The following is a 13,501-nucleotide window of genomic DNA, read 5'->3' as shown; positions in this document are numbered from 1 at the left end:
CGCGTCAGTCGTCGATCCTGCGCGCCTCATCCAACAGCATCACCGGGATACCGTTGCGTATGGGAAAGGCCAGACCCGCGCCCTTGCTTATCAGTTCCTGGCGCTCTGCGTCATAGCGCAGGGTCTGGTGGGTCTGCGGACAAATCAGGGCCTCAAGCATGCGCCGGTCAAAGGCGGGTGTTGGCTCAATTGTGTCGGTCATTGCATGATATCCTCACTGTCGCCGCCGCGCAGCGCATATTCAATCAACGTGACGAGCGTTTCGCGCCGGGTGCTGAGCGATGGCGCCTCAAGCAGGGCCTGCTTGTCCTCGGGCTCAAACCCAAGAAGCATCGACAGCGAATTGATCAAAAGCTCGTCTTCGGCCTCTTTCAAAGACTCCCAGTCGGTCTGAAGCTCGCGCGCGGAAAAGTAGCGCGCCAACAGGTTCATGAAGGCGTCGCGGTCAAAATAGCGGTCTTCATCCTCCGGTCCCATGTCACGCTCGAACCCGGCCCATGACACCTTGGCACGCCGGTAGGGCATGAACCCCTCGACCTCTTCCAAAAGGCGAAACCGCGATTGTCCGGTAAGCGTGATCATATACCGCCCGTCTTCGGTTTCGGAAAACTGCGTCACCCGTCCGACACAGCCGATGGTATGAAGGCCGGTCCCCTCTTCGCGCCCTGGAATGCGGTTCGGCTGAACCATCCCGATCAGCCGCGTGGGCGTTTTGATCGCATCCTCAAGCATCGCCAGATAGCGCGGCTCGAACAGGTGTAACGGCAAGCGCGAGCGCGGCAAGAGCAGCGCGCCCGGCAGGGGGAAAACCGGAATAATCTCAGGCAGATCGACGTTTTTTGTCATGCACCTTACCTAGCCCGGCAAATGCCTCAGGCAAATATCATCGAGCTCAATTTTCGCCGCCCGTTCAGGACAATCGGGTCGTTGGGCTTGAGCGCCTCGAAAATGGTGAAAAGCTGGGCCTTGGCGGCCCCGTCATTCCATTCGCGATCGGCGCGGAAAATCTCCAGCAATTGGTCAACCGCCTCTTCTGCCTCGTCATTGGCATAAAGCGCCTGCGCAAGGTCAAAGCGCGCCTGATGATCGCTTGGGTCGGCGTCAACGGCGGCGCGCAATTCGGCGACAGGGCCAGCATCTGCGGCCTGACGCGCAAGGGCGATCTGGGCATGCACCGCCTCAAGCTCGGGGGCGGTGGCGATTTCGGCCGGGGCGCCGTTCAGGATCGCCTCGGCCTGATCAAGATCGCCCAAGGCAACATGCGCCCGCGCCATGCCGGCGTAGGCGCGCGTATTGTTGGGATCTTCCTGAGCAATGGCCGCATAGGTTTGCTCTGCATCGGCCGCAGCGCCCGCTTCCAGCATCTCGTCGGCCGCATCAAGCGCCTCGTCAAGCCCGCCATCGGCGGCGCCGCCGCCCGCCGCGATCACACGCGCCACGAAGGCGTCAATCTCGGAGGGTGGCACAGCGCCCTGAAAGCCGTCAACCGGCTGGCCCTGCCAGAAGGCATAGACCGTCGGGATGGATTGCACCCGCAACTGGCCCGCGATCATCTGGTTTTCATCGACGTTGACCTTGGCCATCTTCACGGCACCCTTGGCCTTTGTCACCGCCGCCTCAAGCGCCGGTCCAAGGGTTTTGCAAGGGCCACACCAGGGTGCCCAGAAATCAACGATCACCGGCACGGTCTGGGAGGCTTCAACAACCTCGGTCATGAAATCGGCCTCGGAGACGTCCTTGATCAGGTCGCCCGCCGCCGGGGCATTTTGGGATTGGCCAAGCTCAATCATCACTGTCTTCCTTCCATTCGCTTGCCCCCTATATGAGCAAGCCTGCGTCGTTTTCAAAGATCAAATGTTGCAAAAACCGGGGCGTGGTCGCTTGGGCCTTCCCATCCGCGCACATCGCGCAGGATGCAGCTTGAATGGGCCGCGGCGGCGATATCGCCCGAGGCCCAGACATGATCAAGCCGCCGCCCCTTGTCCGCCGCCGACCAGTCCTTGGCGCGATACGACCACCAGCTATAGAGCAGCCCCTCGGGAATATCGGAGCGGGTCACATCGCCCCAGCCGCCGGCCTCCATCACATCATGGAAATGCTCGACCTCGATCGGGGTGTGGCTGACGATCTTCAAAAGTTTCTTGTGGCTCCAGACATCGTCTTCGCGCGGGGCAATGTTGAGATCGCCGACCAGAATGGATTTTTCCGGGCGGCTGTCGCGGAACCAGTCGCGCATTTCAGTGAGGTAATCGAGCTTCTGGCCAAATTTCTCGTTCTTGTCGCGATCCGGGATATCGCCGCCTGCGGGCACATAGAAATTGTGGATCGTGACACCGTTTTCAAGCCGCGCGGCCACATGGCGGGCATGGCCGAGGCCCGCGAAATCCTTGTCGCCCGCATCCTCAATCGGCAGTTTCGACAGGATCGCAACCCCGTTATAGCCCTTTTGCCCGCGCGCAACGACGTGTCCATAGCCAAGAGCGGCAAAGCTCTCCAGCGGCATTTTCTCGACCGGGCTCTTGCATTCCTGAAGGCACAGGACATCGGGCGCCTCTTCGCGCAACAACCGCGAGACAAGCCCTTCGCGCAGGCGGACCGAATTGATGTTCCATGTTGCAATCGTGAAAGCCATGCCGCGTCTCCTGTTCCGGTGTCGCGCCAGACCCTAAAGCGATGCGCGCCAAGGCACCAGCCGGAACGACGGGGGGCGGTGAAAAAGTGGGGTCGGCGACGGGTGCCCTGCCCTAGGCCGAGGCCGAGGCGAAGGCTTTGCTGTGAAGCCGGACGGTTGCGTTGGGACCGCGTGGGTCAAGGACATAGAGGTTGGGGCGTTTGGCCAGGTAAGCCCGCCAATTTTTTTCCGACAGCGTGCTGATCCGCGTACCATGTGCTTGACACATTTTGAGTGCAAGATCTTGAAGCCGCATGCCGCCCCCTTTCACACTATGGCAGGCGATCATGGCCTTGATGTTGCGGTCAAGCTCACTCACATCTGGCTGCGATGATTTCGCCACCGGCGCGGGTGGCTTTGCGACAGGTGTCGGTGGTTTGGCGACGGGTGTCGCGACGCTGCACCGCGCTGTTTTCAGAACGGTGAAAGTGGTACAGGCCAGACGAAAACTTTGGGGTGATTTTGCCTCGCCCATTCCATGCACATGCAGCCCCCTTTCGCGCAGGCGCTGCGCCACATGGCTAAAATCGCCATCCGATGTTGCGATCACAAAATTCTCAATCCCACTGGTCAGCGCAAGTTCCATCGCGTCAATGCACAACAGAATGTCGGCGGCATTCTTGCCGGAGCCCGCATGCATGACGCGATACCCCGGTGTGGTCAGCCAATCCGACTTGATATTCGCAGCCGCATAAACCCGCGTAACATCGACCCGGCCAAGCCGCCGCCCCGCGCAACGAACCTGCTCGGCATGCATTGCGTTTATGTTGTCGCCATCCACCAGAACCGCAACGCGTTCAATCGACGGGCCAATCTTCCAATTTCCATCTGCCATAGACCGCAGGCTATGAGCGGATTGGGGCGATATTTTGACAGATTAAAGAGAGTTCGACAGACATTTGAGGGCTCCGCAAATGCGGTGTCTTTCACCCCAGAAATCGGCGCGAAACTTTATCTAGGAAAAGAGGCTCACATAAAAAAATACCCCGGCACACTGGCCGGGGTAGTCCAACAGGGAGGTATATGCGTTACCGCACATACAACGTATAGTAGCACATAAACATGACTTGTGCATACTACTTTGATCTTAGGCCGCGCTCAGAGCACCAGACGATAGCCGCCGGATTCCGTGACAAGCAGGCGCGCATTGCCAGGATCGGGCTCGATCTTCTGGCGCAGGCGATAAATGTGGGTCTCAAGCGTGTGGGTGGTGACCCCCGCATTGTACCCCCAGACCTCGTGCAACAGGATGTCGCGCGCCACCACGCCCTCTGTCGAGCGATAGAGGTATTTCAGGATATTGGTCTCTTTCTCGGTCAGGCGCACTTTGCGCTCATCCTCGGTGATCAGCATCTTCATGGCCGGCTTGAAGGTATAGGGTCCAAGCTGAAACACCGCGTCCTCGGATTGCTCGTGCTGGCGCAGCTGTGCGCGGATACGCGCCAGAAGCACGGGAAACTTGAACGGCTTTGTGATATAGTCGTTGGCCCCCGCATCAAGGCCGAGGATGGTATCGGCATCGCCGTCATGCCCGGTCAGCATCATCACCGGCGCCTTGACCCCCTGCTTGCGCATCAGACGGCACAGCTCGCGCCCGTCGGTATCGGGCAGACCCACATCGAGAATGACCAGATCATAGATCAAGTCCTTGATCTTGGTCATCGCATCCGCGCCGCTCGCGGCCTCGAACACATCGAAATCCTCGGTCATGATCAATTGCTCGCCCAACGCCTCGCGCAGGTCGTCGTCGTCATCCACCAACAGAATCTTTTTGACTTGTGCCATTTTGCTTTTCCTCGTTCTTTGTGAGAACATGATAGACAAGGCGCGCAGCGGCAAGGTTTGCAACACAACAATCACGCCCAAGTGTTGCCAAGAGAGCGTTTCTTTCAATTCATTTCAAAACCGCCTACATACAGTTGATTGCTATCGGAAAGTTTCGCCATGACCCTCGCCCCTGACATCACCGAAATAATCGCCCGCGCGCGCAGCGACCTGCGCATGGGGGTGCCGGTGGTGATTTCGGGGCCTGAGGGGGCCGCGCTTGTGATGGCGGCGGAAACGGTGGATGCGCAGCGTCTGGCCGATCTGCGTGCGCTTGGCGGCACGCCGGTTCTGGCAATCACGGCACGGCGCGCCGAAACCCTCAAGGCCCGTGCCTATGACGGCGATCTGGCGCGGGTGATCGTGCCGCCCGATGCGGGTTTGCCCTGGGTTCTGGGGCTGGCTGATCCGGCGGATGACCTCAAGACCCCGATGAAGGGGCCGCTTGCAACCGAGCGCGATGGCACCGTCGATTTGCACCGGATCGCGTTGCAGCTTGTGAAGTCCGCGCGGCTTTTGCCCGCGGCCCTTGTGCTGCGCCTTGCGGGCGGGGCCGTGTTTGCGGCGCAAAACGGTCTGACGCTGATCAGGGGGGAAGAGGCCGCGGCGCATCTGTTGCGCTCAAGCCCGCTGCACCCGGTGGTCAGCGCGCGCCTGCCGCTGGATGTCTCCGAGGCCGGGCGGTTACACATCTTTCGCCCCGAGGATGGCGGCGAAGAGCATTACGCGATCGAGATCGGCCAGCCGCCGCGCGACAGAGCGGTTCTGACGCGGCTGCATTCGGCCTGTTTCACCGGCGATCTGATGGGCAGCCTGAAATGCGATTGCGGCCCGCAATTGCGCGGCGCGCTTGCGCAGATGGGCGCAGAGGGCGCCGGCGTGCTATTGTATCTCAATCAGGAGGGGCGCGGGATCGGCCTTGCCAACAAGATGCGCGCCTATTCGCTTCAGGATCAGGGGTTCGACACGGTCGAGGCCAACCACCGGCTTGGCTTTGAGGATGACGAGCGCGATTTCCGGATCGGCGCGCAGATCCTGACGCTGATGGGGTTTTCGGCGGTGCGGCTGTTGACCAATAACCCCGCCAAGATCGCGATGATGTGCCAGAACGGGATTGAGGTGGTCGAGCGTGTCCCGCTCAAACTGGGCGAGAACGCCCATAACCACGCCTATCTGGCCACCAAGGCCGCCAAATCAGGGCATTTGCTTTGACATCCGCGCGGCTCTGCACAGCTTGCGGTGTGCCTCGCGAGGCAGGCTGTCAGGCCTGACGAGCGCGCCCCTGCCCGTCAAAACCTCAGGCGCGCCGCCGCGCGCCCGCGATCACCGCCGCAAAGCCGGTCACCAGCACGACCACGCAAATCGCCAGAAGCTGTTCGTATTTATGGCCTTCCGGCAGGATCGCCGCCACCCATGGCGCCTCGCGCGCGAAATAGGCCGCGGCGCCAAGCAGCGCGGCGCCAAAGGCCAGCACATAGGCCCAGAGCGCAATCTCGCGGCGCATCACAAGCCCGACCACAAGCACCGGTGTGAGGAACATGCTTGCGGTGCCGCTCACGGCGGTGGCATCAAACAGCGTCTGATTGTCCCAAAGCGTCAGAAGCGTGCCAAGCACCATGAACACGACCATCGCGGCACGCCCGCCGCCAAGGGTGCGCGGGCTCAGGCGCAGCTCGTCCACCACAAGGCGCGCGGCACTGGCAAGCGCGGAATCCAGCGTGCTGAGCGCCGAGATCAACAACGACACCAGAAGCGCCACGAAAAGCCAGGGCGGAAACATGCCCGCCCAAGTGCCGATCAGCTGGCCCTCGTATTCCGCGCCCACAAGCGCCGCCTGAATGCCGAAAAACCCGAACCCGATGATGCAAAGCGTCGAAATCCAGAAGGCATGCAGGAACGAGCGCCGCGTCGTCGCCGGATCGGCGAGAAAGCCGCGATCCATCATCACCGGATCATGCGCCGGGTAGGAAAACACCTGAAGCAGCGCGACCAGCAACAGCACCTGACCGTTCCACGATCCCGAGGTGCCCTTGGAGGTAAGAACTGCGCCAAGATCAAAACCGGGGCTAAGCACAAGCGCCAGAAAGGCCGCCGCAAACACCCCGAGAAAGACAACCATCTGCAACACATCCGTGCGCAACGCCGCACTTAGCCCGCCCCAGGCGCTATAAGCCAGCCCTAGCACCGCAACGACAAGGATCGAGGCCTCGCGCGCAAAACCGACCTCTGGCATGGCGGCGGCAAAGATCAGCCCCACCACCAGCAGATTGGCAAACACCTCGGACAACAGCCGCAGACCGATCACCAGGTTGTAACAGGCCCCCCCGAGCGCGCCAAACCTTGTGCCGAGCCAGTCCTGAACCGAGCGCGCCCCACCGGCGCGCAGCCGCCCGACAATAAACCCGCCGGTCAGGAAAGAGCCATAATAGGCGGCATAGGCCAGCGTGCCCCAGATGCCGTAGAAATAGCCAAGGATCGCCGAATTCATCAGCGAGCGGGCAAAAATCCAGGTGGTCACCTGGCTCAGCACCAGCACCATCAACCCCGGTGCGCGCCCGTTCTCTCCGGCGCCGCTAAAGAAGCCTTCAATCGTGGCGCGACGCGGCGACACCACAAGGCTGGCGACAACCACAAGCCCGAAAAGCCCCATAATAACCATCGCTTGCATCAAGATTACGCCCCCGTTGCGGATTGCCTGTCAATTGCCTAGCAGCCGCCCCGCACAGCGACCAGACGAATTAGAGCTACCTACGGATTTGTGAATAGACTCGCCGTTGCGCCTTTGCCCCGCCCGAAATCCGGGCGGGCCAGGATTTTGATCGGCCCTTAAAGCGTGGCGTTCACGCCGCCGCCATCCAGCAGGATATTCTGCCCGACGATAAAGCCGGCGTGCTGACTGCACAAAAACGCGCAGGTTGCGCCGAACTCTTCGCGGGTGCCATACCGGCCCGCCGGAATGCCCGCACAGCGTTGCGCCCTGGCCTCTTCCATCGAAATGCCCTGTGCTTCGCTCACGCCCGTATCAAGCGAGATCGCGCGGTCGGTGGCGTGAATGCCGGGCAGCATGTTGTTGATCGTCACACCCTTGCCCGCGACCTGGCGCGAGGTGCCCGCGACATAGCCGGTTAACCCGGCGCGCGCAGAGTTGGAAAGGCCCAGCACGGCAATCGGCGCCTTGACGGATTGCGAGGTGATGTTGACCACCCGACCCCAGCCGCGCTCCATCATGCCCGGCACCAGCGCCTTGATAAGGGCAATCGGCGTCAGCATGTTGGCATCCAGCGCCTTGATGAAATCCTCGCGCTCCCAGTCTGTCCACTTGCCTGGCGGCGGGCCACCGGCGTTATTGACCAGGATATCAACATCGTTCGCGGTCGCGAGCAAGCGAGCGCGCCCCTCTTCGGTGGTGACATCGGCGGCCACCGTGACAACATCGACACCGTAATCGGCGCGGATCGCCGCCGCAGAGGCCTCAAGCGCCTCGGCGCCGCGGGCGTTCATCACAAGGTTCACCCCCGCCTCGGCCAATGCCCGCGCACAGCCAAGCCCAAGCCCCTTTGAGGACGCACATACCAGCGCCCGCTTTCCCTTAATCCCCAAGTCCATGTCGCACCTCCCTGTTGTTTCAACCCGGAATTAACACTGCCCGGATTAAAATGGCCAGACAATTGCCAAAGGCCCGCTGTCGACGGAGCCCCGCGATGCCGCTTTACCTTGCTGAAACTGCTCAGGATTTCCCGCTCATTGACCATATGCTGCCATAATTCTAAGCTATAACCCAGAACAGGACCTTTCCTGCCCACCCCTTTCATATCGGCCGATTTACATGACCAAGACCAGCCCCCGCCCCGCGCAATCCGTTCCTGTCTTTCAGGCGGTGGATCTGCGTGTGGTGAGCGGCGCCAATCTCGGCGATGCGCTGTCCTTCGCCAGTGAGCTTGATCTTGACGATGTCTATGAATTGCGCCCGCAGGCGCGACAGTACCGCCTGTCGCTCGTGCTTGACGGGGCCGGGCCGTTCATCCTCGCGCCCGACACAGAGCTGGGTACGCCCGGCTCTCACCTGCACCTTGATTCCTGCCTGACGCTAATGTCGGGCACCGGCCGCACCAGCGAATTGCTGGTGCTTGTCGAGGTCGATGGCGCGGGCGATGTGGCGGATATCTATGCCATGCCGCTGGCTCAAATGGCGCCGAAGACAGGCTATGCGCTTGTCGGGGTGGATCGCGACACCGCATTGCAGAAATTTGCGCAGGTGGCCTGTGTATCCTTTTCGCGCGGCACCCATATCACGCTGGCCTCGGGCGCACAGCGCCGGGTCGAGGAGCTTGCGCTTGGCGATATGGTGCTGACCCGCGACGATGGCCCGCAGGCGATCCGCTGGATCGGTCAGTCGACGGTGCGCGCGGTCGGCGATTTCGCCCCGATCCGCATTCGCGCAGGGGCCTTGCATAACGAAAACGACCTATTGGTCAGCCCCGATCACCGATTGTTCATCTATCAACGCTCCGATGCCCTCGGGGCCGGGCGTCACGAGGTTCTGGTGCGCGCGCGCCACCTTGTGAACGGCGATACCGTACTGCGCGACTCCGGCGGGTTTGTGGATTACTTCCAGATTCTGTTTGATGCCCATCAGATTATCTATGCCGAAGGCATCGCCGCCGAAACCCTGCTGGTTGATCCGCGCACGCGCGCCGCACTGCCGGCCGATCTCGGCGAGGCGCTGACATCCGGCGGCATCGGTCACAGCGCACGCGCGCATATGGAATTCGAGGTTGGCCAAGCCCTGCTTGACCATCCCGACGCGGCAGAAATCCTTAAACGCGCTTCGACGCGGTAGCCCCCAGAAAATTAGACGAATTTTCTGGTCCATTTTCTTCGCGAAGAAAATGGCCGCCTGCCACAGCGTTATTGCGCCCTTCTCTCTGGCCCTCTATATGCGCGGTCATGTTAGACACCGCCTCAAACCGCCCCGATCTGCCGGCCGAGATTGCCCGGCGCCGCACCTTTGCGATCATTTCGCACCCCGATGCCGGCAAAACCACCCTGACGGAGAAGTTTCTTCTTTATGGCGGCGCCATTCAGATGGCCGGCCAGGTGCGCGCCAAAGGCGAGGCACGGCGCACGCGCTCGGACTTCATGCAGATGGAAAAGGATCGCGGAATCTCGGTCTCGGCCTCGGCGATGTCGTTTGATTTCGGCCCCTTCCGCTTTAACCTTGTCGACACGCCCGGTCACTCGGATTTCTCGGAAGATACCTATCGCACGCTGACGGCGGTCGATGCGGCGGTGATGGTGATTGACGGCGCCAAGGGTGTGGAAAGCCAGACCCAGAAGCTCTTTGAGGTCTGCCGGTTGCGCGATCTGCCGATCCTGACCTTCTGTAACAAGATGGACCGCGAAAGCCGAGATACCTTCGATATCATTGACGAAATTCAGGAAAACCTTGCGATTGACGTGACCCCGGCCAGCTGGCCGATCGGGGTCGGGCGCGATTTCATGGGCTGTTATGACATGTTGAATGACCGGCTTGAGCTTATGGATCGCGCCGATCGCAACAAGGTCGCACAATCCATCGAGATCAACGGGCTGGACGACCCCAAGCTGGACGAACATGTGCCCGCCACCCTCGTGGCGCAACTGCGCGAAGAGGTGGCGATGGCGCGAGAGCTTTTGCCCGCCCTCAACCCACAATCGGTGCTTGAGGGGCATATGACGCCGATCTGGTTTGGTTCTGCAATCAATTCCTTCGGGGTCAAGGAGTTGATGACCGGGATCGCAGACTTCGGCCCCGAGCCGCAAGTGCAAAAGGCCACCCCGCGCGCGATTGCCCCGGAAGAAACCAAGGTCACCGGTTTTGTCTTCAAGGTTCAGGCAAACATGGACCCGCGCCACCGCGACCGGGTCGCCTTTGTGCGCCTTGCCTCGGGGCATTTCAAACGCGGCATGAAGCTCACGCATGTGCGCTCCAAAAAACCGATGACCGTGACCGCGCCGGTGCTGTTTCTCGCCTCTGACCGCGAGCTTGCCGAAGAGGCCTGGGCTGGCGATATCATCGGCATTCCCAACCACGGGCAATTGCGCATCGGCGACACCCTGACCGAGGGCGAGGATCTGCGGGTAACGGGCATTCCGTCGTTTGCGCCCGAGTTGTTGCAACAGGCCCGCGCGGGCGATCCGATGAAGGCCAAGCATCTGGAAAAGGCGCTGATGCAATTCGCCGAAGAAGGCGCCGCCAAGGTGTTCAAGCCGACCTTTGGCTCGGGCTTTATCGTGGGCGTCGTCGGCGCGCTGCAATTCGAGGTGCTGGCCAGCCGGATCGAGCAGGAATACGGCCTGCCGGTGCGCTTTGAGAATTCGCAATTCACCTCTGCGCGGTGGGTCAATGGCCCCAAGGCGGCGGTCGATAAATTCTGTGAGGCCAATAAACAGCATATTGCGCGCGATAATGACGGCGATGTTGTGTATCTCACGCGGATGCAGTGGGATATCGACCGGGTGACGCGCGACTATCCGGATGTGGCCCTGACCTCGACCAAGGAAATGATGGTTTAACGCGGCGCCTTTTAGTTGGCACAGACGCGAAACGCCGGGGCAATGACCCCGGCGTTTCGTATTTTCATCGCCTGCCCGGCCTAGTTTGGCATCAGGGCCGGCACGATGGTGACGATCGAGGGGAAGAACCACAAGATCGCCAGCCCGACCACCTGAATAAGCACAAAGGGGAACACACCGCGATAGATATGTCCGGTCGTGACCTCCTTGGGCGCCACCCCGCGCAGATAGAATAGCGCAAAGCCGAATGGCGGCGTGAGAAAGCTGGTTTGCAGGTTCACCGCGATCATGATCGTCACCCATTTGGGATCAAAGGTGCCGCCATAGATCACCGGGCCGACAATCGGGATCACGATGTAGATGATCTCAAGGAAATCAAGAACAAAGCCGAGCACGAACAGCACCAGCATCACGATCAGGAAAACCTTGAACTCGTTGTCGAAGCTCTTGAGGAATTCCTGAATGTAATGCTCGCCGCCAAAGCTTATGACCACAAGGTTCAGCAGTTGCGAGCCGATGAGAATGGTGAACACCATCGAGGTGACCTTGGCCGTCTCGCGCACGATCGGTGTCAGAACCCCGCCGGTATAAAGCACCCAACAGCCGAACAAGAGACCGAAGGCGGCATAGAGATAGGCCGCATAGGCGACAAAGAACGCCACCCAGGATTCGAAACTGACGCCGTCCTGATTGATGCGCAGATCAAAGTTTATGCCCATCAGGATCGCCACCACCACGGCCAGCGTGGCCAGAATGATGATCTTGGGAGAGCGGTCCTGATCGCGCAGCTTGCGATAGGCCGCGAGCATGATCGCCCCGCCCGCCCCAAGGCCGGCCGCCGGGGTCGGGTTGGTGATCCCGCCCAGGATCGAGCCAAGCACCGCCACGATAAGGACAAGCGGCGGAAAGACCACGCGAATGATCTCGTTCCGGGCCATGCGGGCGGCGCCATGGGCACAGCCATAAAGCGCCAGAGCCAGAGGGATCGCCAGCATCAGAACCGTCGCCCCGGCGCTGGTTGACGGGGCAATCAGCGCGATATCCACCAATAGCCCTAACACGATCCCGAGTGCGCCGATCAAGAGCGGCGCGGCAGTCGCCGAGGGTTTGACACCCCGCGCCACTGCCAGGACGAGCCCGAGAATGACAAAGATCGTCGCCACACCGCTACCGATGGGGGCCGCGTCGGCCTCTTTCTCGGCGATCAGCGCGGTAATCTCTTCCGGGCTCAGGCGCACGCTTTGCTCGATCCCGCCAGCGGCGTCGATGGCGGCGGTTTCGGCCAGTGCGATATCCCAGGCCTCCTGACCGTGCAGCTCGATCATCGCCGCCTGACACTCAGGCCCCACATTGGTGCGCAGCGACGCGTTCTGGCCCTGATCGGTAAAGCTGTCGACGATCAGGTTTTGCGAGCCGACAACCCCGAGCGAGGACAAAAGCATGACCCCCGCTATCAGGGCAACGGGCACGCCAAGGAACCAGGTAAAGCTTTCACTACGGGTGATCACATCGCCGGTGTTGCCCGGCGCCATCTGCACTGCGGGCGCCTTGGAGGGATTCATCAGAGCATAGCCGAAGGCATAGAGCGCATAGAGCAGCGCCAGAAGGATACCCGGCAAAAGGGCGGCCTGAAACAGCGTGCCTACCGATACCACCGCCGGTTCGCCAAGATAGGTCAGCGCATCGCTACAGCCGACCGACAGGGCGCGGTTTTCCTGTGCAACCGAGTAAAGATCACCCGCCAGCGTGCCCAACAGCACGATCACGATAGAGGGCGGAATGATCTGCCCCAGCGTGCCGGCGGCGGCAATCACCCCGGTGGCAATCTGCGGGCTATAGCCTGCGCGCAGCATGGTCGGCAGGCTCAAGAGGCCCATGGTCACCACCGTGGCGCCCACGATCCCGGTCGAGGCGGCAAGAAACGCGCCCACAACCACAACTGATACGGCCAGGCCACCGGGTAGCGGGCCAAACACCCGCGCCATGGTGGTCAAAAGGTCATTGGCGATTTTCGAGCGTTCCAGCGTGATGCCCATCATCACGAACATCAACACCGCCAGAAGCGTCTCGATCGAAGCGCCCGCAAGTACGCGTTCATTGATCCGGTTCACGATGAAAGACACGTTGCGATCTAGCGCCACTTCCCAGCCACGTTCAAAAACGGGCTGTGCGATGCGTGGCAGGTCGGGATAGCGAAACACCGATATCGCATCGCCCCGCACGCCGCTGGCACGAAGGGCGTTATAGGCCTCGCTGCCGGTGTCGATCGCCTGGTGGATCAGGATGCCGCCGCTGTCGAGCGCGGCAATGATGCCAAAGGAAATGATCCCGGCCCCGCCAATGGCAAAGGCCACGGGAAAGCCGGATAGAATACCCCCGAAGAGGCAAAGAAATACGATGATCAGGCCGATCTCGACGCCGTCAAGTCCGAATAGCATTGTGCCCTGCCCC

At 61.1% G+C, this 13,501-nt stretch carries 12 protein-coding genes; 3 read left to right on the top strand and 9 right to left on the bottom strand.

Features of this window, described 5'->3' with window-relative positions:
• Nucleotides 1-4: 4 nt before the first annotated feature.
• The 6 genes from BMZ91_RS08030 to BMZ91_RS08005 all read right to left on the bottom strand — a co-directional run bounded on the left by BMZ91_RS08030 (nt 5) and on the right by BMZ91_RS08005 (nt 4,456).
• Entirely contained in the window at nt 5-202 is a 198-nt protein-coding gene (locus BMZ91_RS08030) for a Trm112 family protein (RefSeq protein WP_092836768.1), read from the bottom strand.
• Entirely contained in the window at nt 199-846 is a 648-nt protein-coding gene (locus BMZ91_RS08025) for an LON peptidase substrate-binding domain-containing protein (RefSeq protein WP_092836765.1), read from the bottom strand. Before BMZ91_RS08025 ends, BMZ91_RS08030 begins: the two co-directional genes overlap by 4 nt.
• Before the next feature lie 26 nt (nt 847-872).
• Nucleotides 873-1,790, bottom strand: coding sequence for a thioredoxin family protein (locus BMZ91_RS08020; RefSeq protein WP_092836762.1), 918 nt, complete (start codon nt 1,788-1,790; stop codon nt 873-875).
• Between the two features lie 53 nt (nt 1,791-1,843).
• Entirely contained in the window at nt 1,844-2,632 is a 789-nt protein-coding gene (locus tag BMZ91_RS08015) for an exodeoxyribonuclease III (protein ID WP_092836759.1), read from the bottom strand.
• A gap of 112 nt (nt 2,633-2,744) precedes the next feature.
• The gene (locus tag BMZ91_RS08010) at nt 2,745-3,506 is read right to left on the bottom strand and encodes an NYN domain-containing protein (protein WP_092836756.1); all 762 of its coding nucleotides are present in this window, start codon (nt 3,504-3,506) and stop codon (nt 2,745-2,747) included.
• Between the two features lie 263 nt (nt 3,507-3,769).
• A complete protein-coding gene (locus BMZ91_RS08005) occupies nt 3,770-4,456 on the bottom strand; it encodes a response regulator transcription factor (RefSeq protein WP_092836893.1) in 687 nt (228 codons plus the stop codon).
• 159 nt (nt 4,457-4,615) lie between these two features.
• Between BMZ91_RS08005 and ribA the strand changes: the two genes are divergently transcribed.
• Nucleotides 4,616-5,707 carry a GTP cyclohydrolase II gene (ribA, locus tag BMZ91_RS08000; protein ID WP_092836753.1) on the top strand — a complete coding sequence of 364 codons (1,092 nt, stop codon included), beginning with the start codon at nt 4,616-4,618 and terminating at the stop codon, nt 5,705-5,707.
• Nucleotides 5,708-5,792: 85 nt separating this feature from the next.
• Here ribA and BMZ91_RS07995 read toward each other — a convergent pair whose 3' ends face one another.
• The gene (locus BMZ91_RS07995; RefSeq protein ID WP_092836750.1) at nt 5,793-7,163 is read right to left on the bottom strand and encodes an SLC5/6 family protein; all 1,371 of its coding nucleotides are present in this window, start codon (nt 7,161-7,163) and stop codon (nt 5,793-5,795) included.
• Between the two features lie 158 nt (nt 7,164-7,321).
• Nucleotides 7,322-8,101 (bottom strand): SDR family oxidoreductase, encoded by a 780-nt coding sequence (locus BMZ91_RS07990; protein ID WP_092836747.1) that lies wholly within the window; start codon nt 8,099-8,101, stop codon nt 7,322-7,324.
• A 220-nt stretch (nt 8,102-8,321) separates the two neighbouring features.
• On the opposite strand from BMZ91_RS07990, the gene BMZ91_RS07985 reads away from it, so the two are divergent.
• Together BMZ91_RS07985 and BMZ91_RS07980 are read left to right on the top strand one after the other, a co-directional pair.
• A complete protein-coding gene (locus tag BMZ91_RS07985) occupies nt 8,322-9,335 on the top strand; it encodes a Hint domain-containing protein (protein ID WP_092836744.1) in 1,014 nt (337 codons plus the stop codon).
• A 107-nt stretch (nt 9,336-9,442) separates the two neighbouring features.
• The gene (locus BMZ91_RS07980; protein ID WP_092836741.1) at nt 9,443-11,050 is read left to right on the top strand and encodes a peptide chain release factor 3; all 1,608 of its coding nucleotides are present in this window, start codon (nt 9,443-9,445) and stop codon (nt 11,048-11,050) included.
• A gap of 80 nt (nt 11,051-11,130) precedes the next feature.
• Here the strand turns inward: BMZ91_RS07980 and BMZ91_RS07975 are convergent, their stop codons facing one another.
• Complete coding sequence (locus BMZ91_RS07975; RefSeq protein WP_092836738.1) at nt 11,131-13,488, bottom strand: TRAP transporter large permease; 2,358 nt, start codon at nt 13,486-13,488, stop codon at nt 11,131-11,133.
• Nucleotides 13,489-13,501: the final 13 nt, after the last annotated feature.

This window comes from Roseovarius lutimaris (genome assembly GCF_900115165.1).
Taxonomy (GTDB): Bacteria; Pseudomonadota; Alphaproteobacteria; order Rhodobacterales; family Rhodobacteraceae; genus Roseovarius; species Roseovarius lutimaris.
The sequence above is the reverse complement of the archived record's forward strand: the minus strand, read 5'-3'. Positions and strand labels throughout refer to the sequence as shown.